Origin of the sequence: Martinezella lusitana (genome assembly GCF_016901135.1) — a bacterium.
In the GTDB taxonomy this organism is placed as follows: Bacteria; Pseudomonadota; Alphaproteobacteria; order Rhizobiales; family Rhizobiaceae; genus Rhizobium; species Rhizobium lusitanum_D.
Genome location: NZ_JAFEVL010000010.1, coordinates 140,558 through 158,244, shown reverse-complemented (window position 1 = coordinate 158,244; position 17,687 = coordinate 140,558). Strand labels below are relative to the sequence as shown.

Annotated in this window: 15 protein-coding genes; 5 read left to right on the top strand and 10 right to left on the bottom strand. The window is 59.9% G+C overall.

Features of this window, described 5'->3' with window-relative positions; translation table 11 throughout:
• Nucleotides 1-86: 86 nt before the first annotated feature.
• Both JTP94_RS03675 and JTP94_RS03670 read right to left on the bottom strand, forming a co-directional pair.
• Nucleotides 87-863, bottom strand: coding sequence for an SDR family oxidoreductase (locus JTP94_RS03675; RefSeq protein WP_204849203.1), 777 nt, complete (start codon nucleotides 861-863; stop codon nucleotides 87-89).
• A 23-nt stretch (nucleotides 864-886) separates the two neighbouring features.
• On the bottom strand, nucleotides 887-1,750 hold the full coding sequence (locus JTP94_RS03670; RefSeq protein WP_034514190.1) for a MurR/RpiR family transcriptional regulator: 864 nt from the start codon (nucleotides 1,748-1,750) through the stop codon (nucleotides 887-889).
• A 277-nt stretch (nucleotides 1,751-2,027) separates the two neighbouring features.
• On the opposite strand from JTP94_RS03670, the gene JTP94_RS03665 reads away from it, so the two are divergent.
• From JTP94_RS03665 to JTP94_RS03655, 3 genes are read left to right on the top strand one after another with little or no spacing between them, the layout of a single operon-like run.
• Nucleotides 2,028-2,513, top strand: coding sequence for a hypothetical protein (locus JTP94_RS03665; protein ID WP_204849555.1), 486 nt, complete (start codon nucleotides 2,028-2,030; stop codon nucleotides 2,511-2,513).
• 11 nt (nucleotides 2,514-2,524) lie between these two features.
• On the top strand, nucleotides 2,525-4,000 hold the full coding sequence (locus JTP94_RS03660; RefSeq protein WP_204849202.1) for a M81 family metallopeptidase: 1,476 nt from the start codon (nucleotides 2,525-2,527) through the stop codon (nucleotides 3,998-4,000).
• 1 nt (nucleotide 4,001) lies between these two features.
• Nucleotides 4,002-5,105, top strand: coding sequence for a D-TA family PLP-dependent enzyme (locus JTP94_RS03655; protein WP_204849201.1), 1,104 nt, complete (start codon nucleotides 4,002-4,004; stop codon nucleotides 5,103-5,105).
• Between the two features lie 259 nt (nucleotides 5,106-5,364).
• Here JTP94_RS03655 and JTP94_RS03650 read toward each other — a convergent pair whose 3' ends face one another.
• The 6 genes from JTP94_RS03650 to JTP94_RS03625 form a co-directional block, all read right to left on the bottom strand.
• Nucleotides 5,365-6,498: an ABC transporter ATP-binding protein gene (locus JTP94_RS03650; RefSeq protein WP_204849200.1), complete on the bottom strand. Its 1,134-nt coding sequence runs from the start codon at nucleotides 6,496-6,498 to the stop codon at nucleotides 5,365-5,367.
• An 84-nt stretch (nucleotides 6,499-6,582) separates the two neighbouring features.
• On the bottom strand, nucleotides 6,583-7,812 hold the full coding sequence (locus JTP94_RS03645; protein ID WP_204849199.1) for an ABC transporter substrate-binding protein: 1,230 nt from the start codon (nucleotides 7,810-7,812) through the stop codon (nucleotides 6,583-6,585).
• Nucleotides 7,813-7,847: 35 nt separating this feature from the next.
• On the bottom strand, nucleotides 7,848-8,705 hold the full coding sequence (locus JTP94_RS03640; RefSeq protein ID WP_204849198.1) for a carbohydrate ABC transporter permease: 858 nt from the start codon (nucleotides 8,703-8,705) through the stop codon (nucleotides 7,848-7,850).
• Nucleotides 8,702-9,586: a carbohydrate ABC transporter permease gene (locus JTP94_RS03635; RefSeq protein ID WP_204849197.1), complete on the bottom strand. Its 885-nt coding sequence runs from the start codon at nucleotides 9,584-9,586 to the stop codon at nucleotides 8,702-8,704. The genes JTP94_RS03640 and JTP94_RS03635 overlap by 4 nt, the downstream gene beginning before the upstream one ends.
• Nucleotides 9,587-9,599: 13 nt before the next feature.
• A complete protein-coding gene (locus tag JTP94_RS03630) occupies nucleotides 9,600-10,760 on the bottom strand; it encodes a Gfo/Idh/MocA family protein (RefSeq protein WP_204849196.1) in 1,161 nt (386 codons plus the stop codon).
• 194 nt (nucleotides 10,761-10,954) lie between these two features.
• Nucleotides 10,955-11,287 carry a hypothetical protein gene (locus JTP94_RS03625; protein WP_204849195.1) on the bottom strand — a complete coding sequence of 111 codons (333 nt, stop codon included), beginning with the start codon at nucleotides 11,285-11,287 and terminating at the stop codon, nucleotides 10,955-10,957.
• A gap of 249 nt (nucleotides 11,288-11,536) precedes the next feature.
• Between JTP94_RS03625 and JTP94_RS03620 the strand changes: the two genes are divergently transcribed.
• Nucleotides 11,537-12,421 (top strand): glycosyltransferase family 25 protein, encoded by an 885-nt coding sequence (locus JTP94_RS03620; RefSeq protein ID WP_409456585.1) that lies wholly within the window; start codon nucleotides 11,537-11,539, stop codon nucleotides 12,419-12,421.
• Nucleotides 12,422-12,481: 60 nt separating this feature from the next.
• On the opposite strand, the gene JTP94_RS03615 is transcribed toward JTP94_RS03620, so the two are convergent.
• Both JTP94_RS03615 and JTP94_RS03610 read right to left on the bottom strand, forming a co-directional pair.
• Nucleotides 12,482-14,464: a nucleoside-diphosphate sugar epimerase/dehydratase gene (locus JTP94_RS03615; protein WP_204849194.1), complete on the bottom strand. Its 1,983-nt coding sequence runs from the start codon at nucleotides 14,462-14,464 to the stop codon at nucleotides 12,482-12,484.
• 214 nt (nucleotides 14,465-14,678) lie between these two features.
• Complete coding sequence (locus JTP94_RS03610) at nucleotides 14,679-16,364, bottom strand: GumC family protein (RefSeq protein ID WP_204849193.1); 1,686 nt, start codon at nucleotides 16,362-16,364, stop codon at nucleotides 14,679-14,681.
• Nucleotides 16,365-16,559: 195 nt separating this feature from the next.
• Between JTP94_RS03610 and JTP94_RS03605 the strand changes: the two genes are divergently transcribed.
• Nucleotides 16,560-17,636 (top strand): glycoside hydrolase family 5 protein, encoded by a 1,077-nt coding sequence (locus tag JTP94_RS03605; RefSeq protein ID WP_204849192.1) that lies wholly within the window; start codon nucleotides 16,560-16,562, stop codon nucleotides 17,634-17,636.
• Nucleotides 17,637-17,687 lie beyond the last annotated feature (51 nt).

The following is a 17,687-nucleotide window of genomic DNA, read 5'->3' as shown; positions in this document are numbered from 1 at the left end:
CGGTTTTCGGACGACATCATGCTCTACCTCTTTGATTCTAGAGCGGATTCAGATTTTAGGTCGAACAGACCTAAAATCATCCGACTCTAGTAGTGATCGGATTGTGAAAATGTGTGGGCGAGTTCGGCCTGGCCCGCAGTCAGCCCGCAATCGACCGGCAGGCAGACGCCAGTGATGGCGGCGGCGAGCGGGCTTGCCAGGAAGGAGACGGCATTGGCGACATCGACGGGGTCGACGACGCGCTGAAGCGCATACCAGCGCTTTGCTTCCTCGAAGACATTCGGATTTGCGGCGGCGCGCTTTTCCCATGCCTGCGTGCGCACCGTGCCGGGTGCCACCGCATTGGCGCGGATGCCGAACTTGCCGTATTCGACGGCGACCAGCCGGGTGAAATGCAGGAGCCCGGCCTTGGCGGCGCTATAGGCCGGGTGGCCGAAAACGGCCAAGCCGTTGACGGAGGCGATGTTGACCAGCGACCCTTTCGAGGCCTTCAATATGTCCTCGACGGCGCGGAAGCAGAGAAACGCCGCTTCCAGATTGAGGGCATTGTCGGCGCGCCATATCTCAGGCGTCGTATCGTGCAGACTGACGGCGCGGGCAGCCCCTGCATTGTTGACCAGCGTCTTGACGGTGCCGAGCCTCGACGCGGCCTTCGCCATCTCGGCGGTATCGGCTTCGCTTGTTATATCCGCCTTGAAGGCAACGAAGCGCTCTGCGGTGCCCAGCGCCTCCGCCGCCTTTTGCGCGGCAGCCTCGTCGATATCGACGAGCAGGATGACATCATGATCATCCGCCAGGCGCTTGGCGATGGCACGGCCGATATCGCCCGCGGCCCCGGTGACGATGGCTACCGATCTGCTCATATGTCTGTTCCCTTGATTAAATCCTAGTCCCCGAGAAGCTGGCGGTCGTCGCCGTCGCGATGGGTGACGAGCTGCTGTTTAATACGGCGCAATGTCACCGTGGCCTGCGGCTGGATACGGTAGGCAACGAGGCTGGCGAGAATGTCCAGAACGGCCACATATGCGATGCGCGTCGATGTCGGCCGATAGATATTCTCGCCTTCCGGCAGATCGACCGGCACGGTGATGTCGGCGACATGCGCCACCGGGCTTCCGCTCTGCGTCAGCGCGATGGTCGGCACCTTGGCCTCGCGCGCCAGCGTGAAGGCGCGCACCAGCTCGGCGTTACGGCCGGAAAAAGACGAACCGATCAGCACATCCGTCGGCTTGGCGGCCGCAGCCATCATCAGCTGCATGCTGTGGTCGGAGCTTGCGGTGATGCGCAGGCCGAGCCGGAACAGACGGTTCTGCATCTCGCTGGCGATCATCGAGGAATTGCCGCCGGAGCCGAAGGCGTAGATCATCTCGGCGCCGGCGAGCCGATTGGCCGCCTGCTCGATGGCCGCGACATCCAGCCCGCGATGCAGCAGGAAGAGCGCATTCTGCGCCTTGGTGATGATGTCCTGGGCGACATCGGCCGGGGCGATGCTCTTCGGCTCGGGCTTGAGATAGCGCATGCCGACATAGGCCGTGCGCGCAAGCTGCACCTTGAAATCGGAGAAGCTTTCGCAGCCGAGGCGGCGGCAGAAGCGGGTGACGGTCGGCGGCGAGACATCCGCCTTGCCGGCCAGCTCGATGATGGAAGCGTTAACAGCGAATTCGAAATCACTGAGGACGATATCGGCGATGCGGACTTCCGATTGTGAAAGCCGCCCCCTCTCGTCCTGCATGGTCGTGAAGATATCCATCAGCCCCCCTTTTGCGTTGCTGCGCTTAAGAACGTCCGATACTTAATGAGCGACGCAATCCATCTCAATCCGGCTATCCATCATCGGCGCCAAAACATGGCGCAAGAGCGGTTGCGCCTCGCCGCCGCTCTTCTCTGGCCGGAACCATAACGCTTGATGGACATCATGCGATTCCTGCAAATTATTTTCTTGATGCGTTGACAAGTGACCATAGAAAGCAGAATTTGACCAGTGAAAATCGTAGATTATGAAAAGAATTTAAATGACGGCCGATACAATGCGTGATCCCTTCATGAATCCCTTCCCTGTCAGCGATACCACCAGGCATGCGATCTGGGAGATGCTCGTGCCGCGTGACATCGACGCTTTCCTTGCCGCCGACTGGTCGTTGGTAGCAGGCGATTTCGTCGAGGATGGCTTCATCGGCATCGACGGCCGGCGCGAAATCAGCCCAGACAAGTGGCGTCTGGCTTTTCCGACACTGACAGCCTATCGCGAGGAATGGCTGCGCCAGGCGCGCGACTTCGCCGGCCAATCCTTTGCCGAGGATCCGCGCACCGCCATTTTCACCACGACGACGCTCGAAGACATCGAGATCGAAGGCGACACGGCGCTGGTGCGCAAGAAATTCGACGGCAGCCTGAAGAAGTCGGATGGCGGCATCGACGTGATGAAATGGCAGACACTTTACTATTGCCGACTGCATGAGGGGCGCTGGAAGATCTCCGGCTTTACCGGTTACCTGCCGAACCCCATGGAATAAAGGCGACCGTATTGCGCATTTTCACTGCGGCATTCGCGACCGAGACGAATACCTTCTCCCCGATCTGTATCGACCGGCGCGCCTTCGAGGCTTCCCTCTATGCGCCGCCAGGCATGCATCCGGAAACGCCGACACTCTGTTCCGCACCGATCACTGTGGGACGGCGCGTTGCCGCCCAAAAGGGCTGGGAACTGATCGAAGGCACGGCTACATGGGCCGATCCTGCCGGCCTGGTGAACCGCCGGACCTATGAGGACCTGCGGGACGAGATTCTCGATCAGCTTCATGCGGCCATGCCGGTCGATGCCGTCGTGCTTGGCCTGCACGGCGCCATGGTTGCGGACGGCTATGAGGACACCGAGGGCGACTTCCTGTCCCGGGTCCGCGAGATCGTCGGGCCGGACATTCTTGTCTGCGCCGAACTCGACCCGCACAGCCATCTGACCACCAAGCGCCTGACTGCGGCGGATCTCTTCGTCTATTTCAAGGAATTCCCGCACACCGATTTCGTCGACCGCGCCGAGGACCTCTGGCGTATTGCCGTCGATACGCTGGAAGGCCGCGTAAAACCGGCTATGTCCGTGTTCGATTGCCGCATGATCGATGTCTTTCCAACATCGCGAGAGCCGATGCGCTCCTTCGTCGACAAGATCATGGCGATGGAAAAGAGCGATGCGGATATCCTGTCGATATCGGTCATTCATGGTTTCATGGCCGGCGACGTGCCTGAGATGGGCACGAAGCTGCTTGTCGTGACCAATAGCAAGCCGGACAAGGGCTCTGCGATCGCGCGCACTCTCGGGCTGGAGCTCTTCTCCAAGCGCGGCACGTTCATCATGCCGCAGATCGACGAGAAACAGGCGGTGAGCCAGGCCATGGCGGCGACATCAGGACCTGTCGTCATTGCCGACCTCTGGGACAATCCTGGCGGCGGCACGGCTGGTGATGCGACCGTCATTCTTCAGGAACTGCTCGACCGCGGCGCCACCGACACGGCGATCGGCACGATCTGGGATCCGATGGCGGTGCAGATCTGCATGGCGGCCGGCGAAGGCGCGGAAATTCCGCTGCGGTTCGGCGCGAAATCTGCGCCGGGCACGGGCAATCCCATCGACGGCCTCGTCAAGATCATCAGCCTCGTCGCCAGTGCCGAGATGCGCTTCGGCGAAAGCTTCGCCCCCTTTGGCGACGCCGCGCATATCCAGCTCGACGGCATCGACATCATCCTCAATTCGACGCGCGCGCAGAGCTTCGATCCGAGCCTCTTCTCCGTGATGGGCATCGATCCGACGGCCAAGAAGATCCTGGTCATCAAATCGACCAATCATTTCTACGCGTCCTTCTCCAGGATTGCCTCGGAGATCCTTTACTGCTCCGCCGGAACGCCCTATCCGAACAATCCGGCCCGCACGCCCTATCGGCGCGCGCGGAAAGATATCTGGCCGATGGTGGCCGACCCTCATGCGGAAGAACGGAAAGAAGCCTGAGATGGCACATGATATTGCGCTCGAAATCAGCCCCAAGCCCGGCGACCGGATCGACAGAATTTCGACGCCGCGTCCGATCATCGACGAAGAGCGGCTGGCGGCGAATATAGCCCGCGTGCAGTCCTACATGGATGCGAACGGCTTGAACTTCCGGCCGCATATCAAGACGCACAAGATTCCGGCGCTTGCCCGCGCCCAGGTGGCCGCCGGCGCCAAGGGCATCAATTGCCAGAAGATCACCGAGGCGGAAGCCTTCGCCGATGCGGGCTTCGAGGATATCCTGATCACCTTCAATATTCTCGGCCCCGAAAAGCTCGTTCGCCTCTCGGCCTTGAACGATCGCATTTCCGGCTTGAAGGTCGTGGCCGACAGCACCGTCACCGTCGATGGGCTCTCTGCCTGGTTCGCTAAACGCAGACCGCTGACCGTGCTGGTGGAATGCGACACCGGCGGGGCGCGCTGCGGCGTGCAATCGCCAGCCGAAGCTGCTGCGCTCGGCAAGCATATCGCCGGCAAACAGGGCCTCGTCTTCGGCGGCTTGATGAGCTATCCGAAGCCGAACAATGCTGCCGGAACACAGGCGTTCCTCGCCGAAGCCGTCGCGTTGCTGAAGGGCGAGAACATCGAATGCCCGATCGTCAGCAACGGCGGCACGCCGAGCCTGTTCGAAGCGCATCTCGTGACGGCGGCCACCGAGCATCGCGCCGGAACCTATATCTACAATGACAGATCGATGGTGCGTGCAGGCCATTGCCGCGAGGAAGATTGCGCAATGCATATCCTCGCCACCGTCGTCTCGCGGCCGACGGAAGACCGCGCCGTCATCGATGCCGGCTCGAAGGCGCTCACCTCCGATCTCCTCGGCTTTGCTGATTATGGCCAGGTGGTCGACTATCCGGAAGCCGTGATCAAGGGCCTTTCGGAAGAACACGGCGTCATCGATCTATCCAATTGCACCGGTCCGCGCCCGCAGATCGGCGACAAGATCCGCATCATCCCAAACCATACCTGCGTCGTGTCCAACCTGTTCGATCAGATGGTGTTTCACCGCGACGGTATCGTCACGCGCGTCGAGGATGTGGCTGCGCGCGGCCTAGTCTGGTAACGGCTTCAGCACCAACCCGCCCTCATGGTGAGACGGCCCTATGGGCCTTCTCACCATGAGGGCTAGTCCTCACGCCTCGCGATCTACGCACCTCACTAGGAGAGCTGATCCTTTCCCGTCCGGCGACGGGAAAGTTAATCGCTCGACTGCTATTTTGTCATAGCGCTGGCTCGCTCCGCCTCATCCTGAGGTGCGCAGCGCCCTGAGCTTGTCGAAGGGGGGCGGAGCCTCGAAGGACGAGGCGGCCCCGAGGGACCTTTCACACTGAAGCAGAGTTCAGCAAGTCCATGTCGATATCGGTCAGTTCCACCCTACGCTCGAAAGCCATGCCGCTTTCATCGAACAGATGGCAATCGGCGAAACGCATGCCGGTCTTGAGCGGTGCCTCCAGGCGGATGGCGGCACTGCCCGGCAGCGTGGCGCAGAAATTCTCGTCGACACCCTCGGCGGCAGCGTAGGCAACGGTCTGCGCACCCAGATGCTCGACGACGGTCGGCACGATGGTCAATGTCAGCTCGCCGCCGCCGAGCTGGACATGCTCCGGCCGGATGCCCAGCGTGAGGGCCTTGCCGACCGCATCCTGACGCGGCGTCACCGGCAACAGCGCCTTCTGACCCTTATAGTCTATCTCCACGCCGGCCTCGCTGACGTCAGTGCAGGTTACGGGCAGAAAGTTCATCTTGGGATTGCCGATGAAGCGGGCGACGAATGTATTCGCCGGCTTGTGATAGAGCTCCAGCGGCTCGCCGACCTGCGATATCTCGCCGGCATTGAGGACGACGATCCGGTCGGCCATGGTCATGGCTTCGATCTGGTCGTGGGTCACGTAGATCATGGTCGCCTGCAACTGATGATGCAGCTTCGCCAGCTCGATGCGCATATCGGCGCGCAGAGCGGCATCGAGGTTCGACAAGGGCTCGTCGAAGAGGAAGATCTTCGGCTCGCGGACGATCGCGCGGCCGATGGCGACGCGCTGGCGCTGGCCGCCGGACAACATGCCCGGCTTCTGCTGCAGACGCTGATCGAGATGCAGGATGCGGGCGGCATGCTCGACCTTGGCCTTGAGCTTGTCTTCCGGCATGCTCTCGACACGCAAGGGAAAGGCGATGTTCTCAAATACCGTCATATGCGGATAAAGGGCATAGGACTGGAAGACCATGGCAATGCCGCGCTTGACGGGCGCCAGATCGTTGACGCGGGCACCATCAATCATGATGTCACCGCTGGTCACCTCGTCAAGGCCGGCGATCATCCGCAGCAGGGTCGACTTGCCGCAGCCGGAGGGGCCAACGAAGACGATGAACTCGCCGTCCGTAACGTCGAGCTCGACGCCCTTGATGACCTCGAAATGACCATAGAATTTCTTGACCTGATGAAGGTGCAGCTTTCCCAAACTCTGTCTCCGCGCGGCGCCGCCATTGTGCGTGCAGGGCTCGAAAGGCCGCGCGCGATGCGCACGGCCCGGCGATTTGCGATCTTACTTGTACTGCTCGAGATCGGCAGCTGCCTTCTTCAGGGCGGCCGCCGGCTCGGCCTTGCCTGTCACGACAGACTGGACCATCTCGATCATCACGTTCTGGAAGCCCTTATAGTCCTTGAACAGCGGCTCGGGACCACCATAGCTGATGCCGTCGATGAACGGCTTCCAGAAAGGATCTTTCTTTTCGAACTCATCGACCAGCGGAGACGGACGCAGAGGCGTGAGGCCGGCGCCACCCTGCAGCTCGTACTCGCTCTGCGGACCGGGCGACGTGATGAACTTCGCAAATTCGATCGTCTTGTCCTCGACGCCGCTTCCCTTGAAGACGGCAAGGCTGTCGGTGATGAGCAGCGTGCCCTGACCCTTGGCCGATGGGCCGAGCGGCAGGGGAGCGACGCCCCAGTTCATCTTCGTTTCCTTCAGGCGATAGGCAGCGCCCGAACCGGCCTGGAGCATGCCGACCTTGCCATCGAGGAAGATGGCGCGCATTTCGTTCTGCTCGTAAGCAGTCGGTCCTTCGACGGAGTAAGGCGTGATGTCCTTATACGCCTGAAGGGCGGCAAGCACCTCCGGGCTGTCGAGGACGATCTTGTCGCCGTCGATCACCTTGCCGTTGTTGGTGTAAACCCAATGGAGGAACTGGTGCATGGTGTTGTCGAAGGTCTTGGCCGACAGACCGTAGCCGGGGATACCGGTCTTTTCCTTGATCGTCTTGGCGTCGGCGATTTCTTCAGCCCAGGTGGTCGGCGGCTTCTCCGGATCAAGGCCTGCCTGCTTGAAGAGGTCCTTGTTCCAGTAGAGCGCCTTGGTCGAGAAGGCGATCGGCACGCCCCACTGCTGGCCATCGGACGTAACGGTACCGACGATACCCGGATAATATGTCTTCTTCTCATCGTCCGTCATCGGGATAGGAACGATGAGGTCGTTCTCCGCGAACTGCTTGAGCGTGCGCGAACCGACATAGGCCATGGCGACCGGCGTGCCGGCCGCAGCCAGCGTCGTCGCCTTGTCCTGGCACTGTTCCCAGCCGACGACCTCAGGCTTGACGGACCAGCCCGGATTCTTGTCTTCCCATTGTTTGATATATTTCACATGGATCGGGTCGATGCTGTCGCCGCAATAGATCCAGCTGATTTCCTTGTCGGCGGCATGGGCGGTCACGGCGCCAAGCGCGGTGGAGCCGAGCAAAGCAAGGGCAAGCAGCCCCGTTTTGAAATGGAATGTCACGTTTAAGCTCCCGTTTCTCTGGTGGTTGATTGATTTTATTGCTTCACCGCGCCAGCGGTCAGACCGCTGACGAGATACCTTTGCAGGAAGAAGATCACGACCAGCGCCGGCGCGATGCCGACGAAGCTTGCAGCCATGAGTTCGTTCCATACGACCTCCTGCCGGCCGAAATAGGCAAAAAGCCCAACCGGCAGCGGCATGTATTCCGTTTTCGAATTGAAGGTGAGCGCATAGATGAACTGCTGCGCATAGGCCTCGATGAAGGAGGAAATCGCAACCACGGTGATGCCGGGCATGGCGATCGGCAGAATGACGCGACGCAGCGTATAGAACTGGCTCGCACCGTCGACATAGGCGGCCTCGTCGAGCTCGCGGGGGATGCGCCTGATATAGGTGTGCAGCAGCCAGATGCCTGTGGGAATGATGAAGGCCACCCCAGGTATGATCATGGCGAAATAGGTGTTGAGCACGCCGAAGGAGCGCATGAGCCGAAATAACGGGATCAGAAGAACCGCACCGGAGAACATCTTGACGGCCAGAAAGGCGCCGAGCAGCAGGCCGGCGCCCCTGAACTCGAACCGGGCGAAGGCATAGGCCGCCGGCACCACAAGGATCAGCACGATGATGGTGATCGAACCGGAGATCAAAAACGAGTTGAAGATATACCAGCCAAAGCCCGGCACGCTGGTCCACATCGTCCGGTAGGCGGCGAAAGAGCCATTTTCGGGAATGAAGCGGTAGGGCGAGGAGAAAAGCTGGCTGAGCGGCTTCAGCGAGACCAGGAACCCTTCGATGAAGGGCGCCAGGACGAAGGTGAGGAACAGCAGGATTCCGGCATAGATGCCGACGAGTTCATACCATTTGTAGCGATGGATCATCGCGGGCTGGCTCATCGCTTGGCTCCCGTTGAAAAGCGGCTGGTCAGGCGGAAGTAAGCGAAGCAGAAGAGCGACAGGAAGATGCAGATCAGCACCGCGCGGGCTGCGCCCTCGCCATATTTGTACGACCCGATCGCCGTGCGATAGGTGTCGATGATCATCGTCGTCGTCTCGCCATTCGGGCCACCGCGAGTCAAGATCCAGATGATGTCGAAGGAATTGAAGGTGGAAATCAACGACAGCATCGACATGGTAACCAGCGAGGGCACCAGGAGCGGCAGAGTGATGCGGCGGAAGCGATAGAAACGGCCGGCACCATCCGTCCAGGCGGCTTCATAAAGATCCTGCGGGATCGCCTGCATGGCCGCCAACATATAAAGAGTGACCATCGGCACGCCGATCCAGACGTCGGTGACGATCGTCGCCCAGAAGGCCGTATCGCCATAGGCAAGAAAGGCAACCGGGCCGTCGACGACACCGAAGCGCTGCAGCAGGCCGGAAATCATGCCGAACTGGCCATTGTACATCCAGCCCCACATGAAGATGCCGATCGCCATGGGCACGATCCAGGGCGGCATGGTCAGCACCCGGAAGAGCGCACGGCCGGGAACCGCCGCATTCAGCATCGTCGCGCCCAAGGTGCCGATGATCATCTTGATCGACACGGAAAAGAACGTCCAGATGAAGGTGCGGACGATCACCGATGCGAATGTATCGTTGAAGATCTTGCCGTAATTCTCGAAGCCGACCCAGTTCGTCACCTTCTTCAACGACGCATCTGTGAAGGACAGGATTATGGTGTCGACCAATGGATAGGCGACGATGATGGTGACGTAAAGAAGAGCCGGAAAAAGCAGGACCCAAGCGAAGATGATTGTGCTGCGTTGAACACCCATCTTGCGCCCCTCCCTAGGCTGCTCGTGAATAGAGCGCTTCGTCGAACTCGTCCCAGATCGGTCGGAGATCCACGACGGTTCGCTTCATGCGTGCCTCATCCATCGAAAGCGCCAGGATGCCTGCCTCGAGCGCATTCAAGGTCGAGACCGGCAAGTGCTGCCCCGATTTGACATGCGAGATGATATCGGCGGCCATCTGCTCGTCGGCACCATAGTGCTGCGAAAGCGCTGTGCGCGTCGCATAGGTCTTTTCGACCACCTTGTTGCCGGTCAGCATCTCGTGAACGTTGAAATAGCCACGAATGAAGTCGCCTTCCGCCATGCCGCGCGAGCCCATGATGGCGAAGCGACGGAACTGGTCAGGTACGTTCAGATTGGTATGGAAGTTCATGCCGACGCCGTTGGCGTATTCGACGATCGCCACTTGATAATCGATGATGTCGCCATCGCTGTCGAAGACCTTGTCCGATCCCATCCAGCCGCTCGGCTTGCGATGGAAAAGCTCGAGATCGTTGATGCCTTCCTTTGCCGGATCGTTTTCCGGAATGAAGCTCTTGCGCCCGCCGAAGCTTGCGACCCTCTCCGGGCGCGCACCGACCACGCCATTATAGAGATCAAGGTCGTGGCAGCATTTCTCCAGCATGAAGCTGCCGGAATAATGCTCGTAGCGGCGCCAGTCACGCATGAAGAAGGCGCCGTGGTAAGGCTCGATATGCTCGGACGCTTCGATGGAAACGACATTGCCGAGCTTTCCCTCGGCCTGCGCGACCAGCAGATCGCGATACATGGGCGAATAGCGCAGCACGAGACCGACCATCAGCCGCTCATGGCCATATTTCGCCATCAGCCGGGCAAGCTCGATGCTGTCCTTGATGGTGGTGACGATCGGCTTTTCGCAGAAAATCTTGAGACCGGCTTCGAGACCGATGCGGATATGATCAAGGTGCATATGGTTTGGCGAGCCGATCATCAGCAGATCGAACTTTTCGTTGGCAATCAACTCCTGGGGAGTGGCGTAAGCCTTTCCGGCGGAAATGCCCTTTTCGATCAAGCCGGGCAGACCCGCCGGCTCCGGATCGACATATCCGGCGATCTCGAAACTGTCATCAATCGCCTTGAAGACATAGCCCAGATATCCCAGGCGGAATCCCAGCCCAATGATTCCAACTCGCATACTTTTTCAGTTCCCATTACGTAATTTATTTTCGTAAGATTGGGACAAATTTTCGCATTCGTCAACGACGTTCGCGCATTCACTCGAAAACATGAAATTTATTTTCAGATGAACGCCTAAAAATGCGCAGCCCTATCGGAAGAGGCTGCGCCTCATTTCATCGCATTGCTGCTTATTTCGGCATGGCGATGGCGTTATCTGTCAGGTCCGTTATATTGCCAATACTGGTAGTTTGGCTTTCTGGTGCTGCTGGAGATGACGCCGTCCTGCTCGCAAACATAACCCAGGCGCGGCAGGCCCCGGTAGAAGTAGCCTCTATAGAAGTCATCCGGATATAAGGTGGTCGTGCGGCATTGAAATTTCTCGTCGGCCGCCATTTTGGGCTCAGTTACACCCGGCAGGTCCTTGTAAGGATAGACGGGGCGGACATATGGCTTAGGGAGAAGTGGGTTGTCGGCAAAGCCGGTCGCGGGCATGAGGCCTGCGAGGAACAGAGCAACAATGACGATTTTCGATCTGGTCCACATGAATTGCTATCGTCCTTCACCAATGCGGACGCCACGACCGTGCGCCGCACCAATCAGATATAGTAAAGCCGATGTCGGGCGCCAACGGGCAATTCCGCAAAATCATATCCGGCCGGCAATATCCATCCCGGCAGGGAACCGATCACGAGACGTTACACCAAACAAAATGCTTTTATCTGAAAATGCAACATCCACGTGCATCAGGCATTTGCGACAAGTCATAAGCATGTTATATAGTATAAGTCTTGCATTCTTCATTTCCCGCCAACGCGATTTCTGTTTGTAGGAGTAACAGTCATTCTCGAACAGATTAGTCGTATTTCTCCGACCGTTGACCCTTTCATTGTTGCCGAGAGCGCGCAGCAAGTTCGCATCTATGTCATCAATCTCGAACGCTCGCGTGAGCGCTGGGAGAGATTGTGCGGCCAGGCCATGGAGTACGACCTGAATATCACGCGAATTCCGGCTATCGACGGTCGTACAGTCGCGGAGAGGGATCGCGCCGATTTTCACCCGAAATCGTTCATCTACCATAACGGCCGCAAGCTGCTGCCCGGCGAATATGGCTGTTATCGCAGCCACCTGCTTGCCCTCCAGCAATTCGTCGCCAGCGGCGACAAGATGGCCATCATCATGGAGGATGACGTAGAGCTGAACGAAAGACTGATCCCGCGTGCGATTGCCGCCATGGAGTGCGTTAACGGCGCACGCCTCGTCAAGCTGGTCAATCATCGCCTGGTCGGCTTCAAACCGATCTCAGAGACCGCCGAAAACGATGTTGTCGGACGCTGCATGCACGGCCCACAAGGATCCGCCGCCTGTTACATCGTCAATCGCAAGGCCGCCAAGAAGTTGCTCATCGCGCTGAAGCCCATGCTCCTTCCCTATGACGTCGCTCTTGAGCGCGGCTGGTCCACCGGCGTAGAGACATTTGCAACGCTCGAAAATATTGCGGATTTCAGCCCGTATCGCTCCGATACGACGATCGGCAAGCGCGTGCACTATCGCGCCGTGAAGCGACATTTCCTGCTGCGGGCAACCGCACACTGGTTCCGCACATGCGATCAGCTGCAGCGCTGGCGCTATGCCATCAAGGTCAAGCGGGAGACGGGCGTCAGCACCATCGAACACTGACGCCGGAGCGGTTGCGCAATTCCGGACGGAAAACCGCTGCGCACTTCTCGTGGAAGCGCTCTAGAGCGGAGCGACGTTGTCGAGATTCGGCTGCACGACGTCCAGGTCCGCTTCACGCTCGCGGTAAACCAGATCGACCACTTCACTGCTCGGCGCATAACCGGACACCAGCTTCTGCAGCATTGTCCTTGCCAAGGGTATGTCGTTCTCGTCCAGTGCCGCCTCCAGCGCCGTAAGTCGCTTCGACAGTTCCGGCCAGGCCAAGAAATCCTCCTTGGCCTGCATGATACGCGGATGGCTCGTCGGCTGCGGGTTGTCGCCGATCAGCAATTCCTCGAAAAGCTTTTCGCCCGGCCTCAAACCGGTGATTTCCAGCTCGATATCGCCATCGGGCTCTTCCTCGTCCCTGACCGTCAGACCAGACAATTCCACCATGCGGCGGGCGAGATCGGCGATGCGTACCGGCTCGCCCATATCGAGCAGAAAGACATCGCCGCCACCCGACATCGCACCAGCCTGGATCACCAGCTGCGATGCCTCGGGAATGGTCATGAAATAACGGGTAATGTCGGGATGCGTCAGCGTGATCGGGCCGCCGTCGCGGATCTGCTGGCGAAACAGCGGCACGACTGAGCCGGATGAGCCAAGCACGTTGCCGAAGCGGACCATGGAGAAATTGGTGCTGGCGACACCGGGTTTGCGACCGGCGTCCATCGCCTGCAGCACCATCTCCGCCAGCCGCTTGCTCGCGCCCATGATGTTGGTTGGACGGACGGCCTTGTCCGTGCTGATGAGGACGAAATCCTCGACGCCATAATCACGCGCCGCCTGGGCCGTGATCAACGTTCCCAGCACGTTGTTGCGGATGCCTTCGGCGGGATTGTACTCGACAAGCGGCACATGCTTATAGGCGGCGGCGTGATAGACGGTTTTCGGCCGCCATGCCTCCATGATCTGCCTGATGCGCTGGCCGTCCCGGACGGATGCGAGGAAGGGGATGATACGAATATCGGCGGGTTCTGCGGATGCAGCCGATTTTTCAAGCTCGCCGTGAATGGCATAGAGCCCGAATTCATTCTGCTCCACCAGCAGCAGGGAGGATGGGCCGTTCTTCAGGATCTGGCGGCAGAGCTCGCTGCCGATTGAGCCGCCAGCGCCGGTCACCATGACGACCTTGCCACGGATGTTCTTCTCGATCAGCGCACGGTCAGGGACAATCACGTTGCGGCCGAGCAGATCCTCGATATCGAGTTCGCGCAGGTCGGAGACCGCGACACGGCCCTGCGCCAGTGCTGTCAAATCCGGCATGGTTCGCACGGTGACACGAGCCTTGCGCATGTCTTCGAGAATTTCGTTGCGGCGTTGCCGCGTCGCGTTCGGCAAGGCCAGCAACACGCCCTTGATCTCGCTGGTAACCGCAAGCGCCGGCAGGTCGATTGGATCATAGATCGGCAGGCCGCCCATGATGCTGCCCTGCAGGTTGTGATCGTCATCGAGATAGCCGACGACATTCAGCTCGGCGCTGTTGGCAAGAGCGCCCGCGAGCTGACGACCCGAAGCGCCAGCGCCGTAGATCAGCACCTTGGCGAGCTGGTTGCGGTTCAAGAGCCGCTGATAGGCATTGCCGAGCCAATAGCGCGTCCACATGCGCGACAGGCCGATGGCGATCAGCAGCAGCAGCGGCTGCAATATGCCGACCGTGCGCGGCACGCCCGGCACGCTGATCGCGGTAAAAATCGTCATGAAGGCGAGCGCGTAGATGGCCACCGCCTTGAGGACCGTCACGAAAGCCGAAAGGCCGGCATATCGGAAAATGGCGCGATAGAGGCCAAGGACGATGAAGATCGGTATGGCGACCAGGAGGGAGACGATGGCGGGCAGCCATTCGACGCCTTCCAGAATGACCCAATCATCGAGGCGCAGACAATAGGCAAACCAAACCGTCAACACACAAAGGCTGGCATCGACCAGCAGCGCGAGCGCACGTTTGGTGGAGCGCGGCAGCGCCAGGAACGGCAGGACGAGCTTATCCGCGGGCACCATTGGTCAGTTTCCCCTGGCGCCGGTCATCGGAACAGCGCACCGCTTCTCTCGCATAGATCGTCTCACAATGTACCCACATGACGCATGATGATTGCATCATGCCTTCATTAGCAAAATTCAATCATTCCCAGCGCCGATTTACATCTAGAACAGCCGGCGCACAATTGCATCTCCGATATTGAAGAGGCCGAAGGCGGAAAAAGATCAATAGGGCTCACTTGGCGAGATAGCCGCGGATCACCGGATGCCGGAACAGGCCGATGAGAATGGCGAAGGTCATGCCAAGACCTGCGCCGAACATTGCGCCGGCGATCAATCCCGCCACCATCATCACTTTCCGGCCCGGTCCGTCTGCGGTCAGCGGCGGTTCCGCCTCGGAAATCACGCGAATATTGCTCTGCGACAGATCCTGCGCATCGCTGCTCTGACCGGATCGCTTCAGAAGCGACTCATAAAGATCGCGGGTGGCGGCGGCCTTGCGCTGCAATTCGTTCAGGCCGACGAGCTTGCCCGACGTATTGACCTGCGATGACTTCTGCACCGCCAGTTCCTTGGCAATATCCTGCTCGGCCGCTTGCGCCTGCTCATAGTCGGCGCGCGCCGAGGTCATCTGTCGCTGCAATTCGCTGCGAATTTCCGCGGCGAGGCTTTCCAGCGAGGATTTCGCCGCAAGCAGGCGCGGATGACGGGCACCAAGCTGGCTCTGCAGGCTGCCGACACTGGCGGCAAGCGTCGCATATTGTTGCCGCAGGCTGCTCAGCGCCGTCGATGCCGTGGCGGCGGTAGGATTGTTAGGGTTGTTGGCGACAACATCCTCGAAGCTCAGCTTGCCGGCGGCATCCGCGCGAGCCTTGGCCTCGATCGTCCTCTGCTGGGCGGTCACCAGCATGTCGTTCAGCGCTGTCAGGCGCTTGTCGGAGATCAGATTGCCTTCGACGGCAACCATGTCATTGTCGGCGCGATAGGCCTCTACCGCCTTTTCGGCTGAAAGCACCTGCTGGCGCAGATCGTCAAGCCTGCTGTCCAGTGCACTGTTGCTCGTCTTGAAGCTCTTCGCAGCTGCTCCGCTCTCCTCCTCGATGAAGGAGGACACGAGCTGGTTGGCGATGTCTGCCGATTTCTGCGGATCGCGCGTCGTCACCTTGGCTGTTACGACATAGGTGCTCGACTCGCGAGCGATTTGCACTGCCTTCGACAGGGTCGCCGTCGCTATGTATTTCGCTGCCTCGCCGGTGGCGCCGCCATCGAACTGCGGATCCTGGTCGAGCTTCAGCGCATCGACGACGCGACCAAGCACCTTGCCCGAAGACAGGATCTGGGTCTGGCTGTCGATCATCGTCGTGATCAGCTCCGGCGCCGTCGGGGCCTGCTGCGAGGAATCGGCGCCTCCGGCGGGTCGAGGATCGAAATAAAGACTGGTCTCGGCCGAGAATTTCTGCGGAATGAGCGGAATAACGGCCGCGCCCAGCACGGCGCAGACCGCCGCCAAGGCGAGAACCAGAAATTTCATTGCCCAGATCGAGCGAATGGCGGAGCGCAGATCGATCAATGGTGTATCTGCCGCAGGTATCGGCACCGGTTGTGGAGCGACCGGCGGTACGGCAACGGCTGCCGGTTCCATCAGCGGCGCAGCGGCGACAGCCAACGGCTCGACAGCTGGCTGCGGCGGCGCTTCCTTTTCAAGGTCGCGCCGGCCCGGCATCTGCCTGGGCGCGGAGTTGTCGCGGCTTGCCTGATCGACTTGATCTGATGATGTATCGGGCTCTGCTTCGGCGACGAAATCACGCGGACGCAATACCGGACTGCGCAGACGCAAGCCGTCGCGCTGCGCGTCAGACGGCTCCGTATCGCGCCAACCCGCAAGTCGGTTCGCTCTCCTGCTTTGTTCCATTGAGCTCATGTCAGACTTTCAATGCTCCGCAGGCCGATTCCACGCAGCAGATGCCGAGAGTTTAGAAATGTTTGGCTAACGGAACATTAAGGACACTCCCAGGAAGTCGCCATGCAGGCGCCGGTTCGGTCCGGCCCTTCATCATTATTCAATACCGTGGCCCTTATGAGAACGATGTATTCGCGTGGACAACAGGAACGTGCAATGACGGGATCGATTACGAGATTTCTGCGCCGCCTGCTGGCCGGGACGGTCATGCTGGCCGCAGCGGCGCAGGCGGACAGCAGCTTTGCCGCGTCGCAGCTCTGCTATCGGGGTGTCAATCTTTCCGGCGCGGAGTATGGCGAGCGCGACGGCGCGGTCAACGTCAACTACACCTACCCATCCGAAGAGACGGTCGGTTACTTCGCAGGCAAGGGCATGAACGTGGTGCGCTTGCCCTTCCGCTGGGAGCGGCTGCAGCCTGTGCTTGGCCAGCCTTTCAACGGAGCCGAACTGCAAAGGCTCAAGGATGCCGTCGATCTCATTCAGAAACATGGCATGGCCGTTGTCCTCGATCCCCACAATTACGGCTACTACGACAAGATCCAGCTGAAGCAGGTGCCCGCGACCGATCTGGCTTTCGGCGATTTCTGGGCGCGGCTCGCCGTCGAATTCGCCAATCGCAAAGGTGTCTCCTTCGGCCTGATGAACGAGCCGCACGATATCAAGGCACCCGACTGGCTGGAGCTGGCCAATATAGCAATCCGGAGCATCCGCACCGTCGGCGCCCGCAACCTCATCCTCGTGCCCGGCACGAACTGGACGGGTGCGCATAGCTGGGCGGCCGACAGTCTCGGCGACGGCTCGAACGCGACGGTCATGCTCGGCGTCAAGGATCCACTCGATTTCTACGCCTTCGAATTCCACCAGTATCTGGATGCGGACAGCTCCGGCACGCATACGGCCTGTGACGGTACCGACAGTGCCAAGAAGGGCTTGAACGACGTTACGGACTGGCTGCGCAAGAACGGCAAGCGCGGCTTCCTGGGCGAATTCGGCGTAGCTGCCAACGACGGCTGCCTCGAGGGCCTCAAACAGGTACTCGATGTCATGAACACGAACAGCGACGTCTGGCTCGGCTGGGCTTACTGGGCAGCCGGCGACTGGTGGCCGCCGGAGGAGCCGCTCAACATCCAGCCGCACAACGGCCGCGACAAGCCGCAGCTGAAAGTGCTGGTGGAAGGCCTGAGCAAGAAGACCACGCTTGCGCCGTCATGCGCCCTGGTCAAGCCGAAGTGACGGGCGGCTTCTCGACTCTTTGCCGCGAATCATCGGCCTGATATGGTGGCT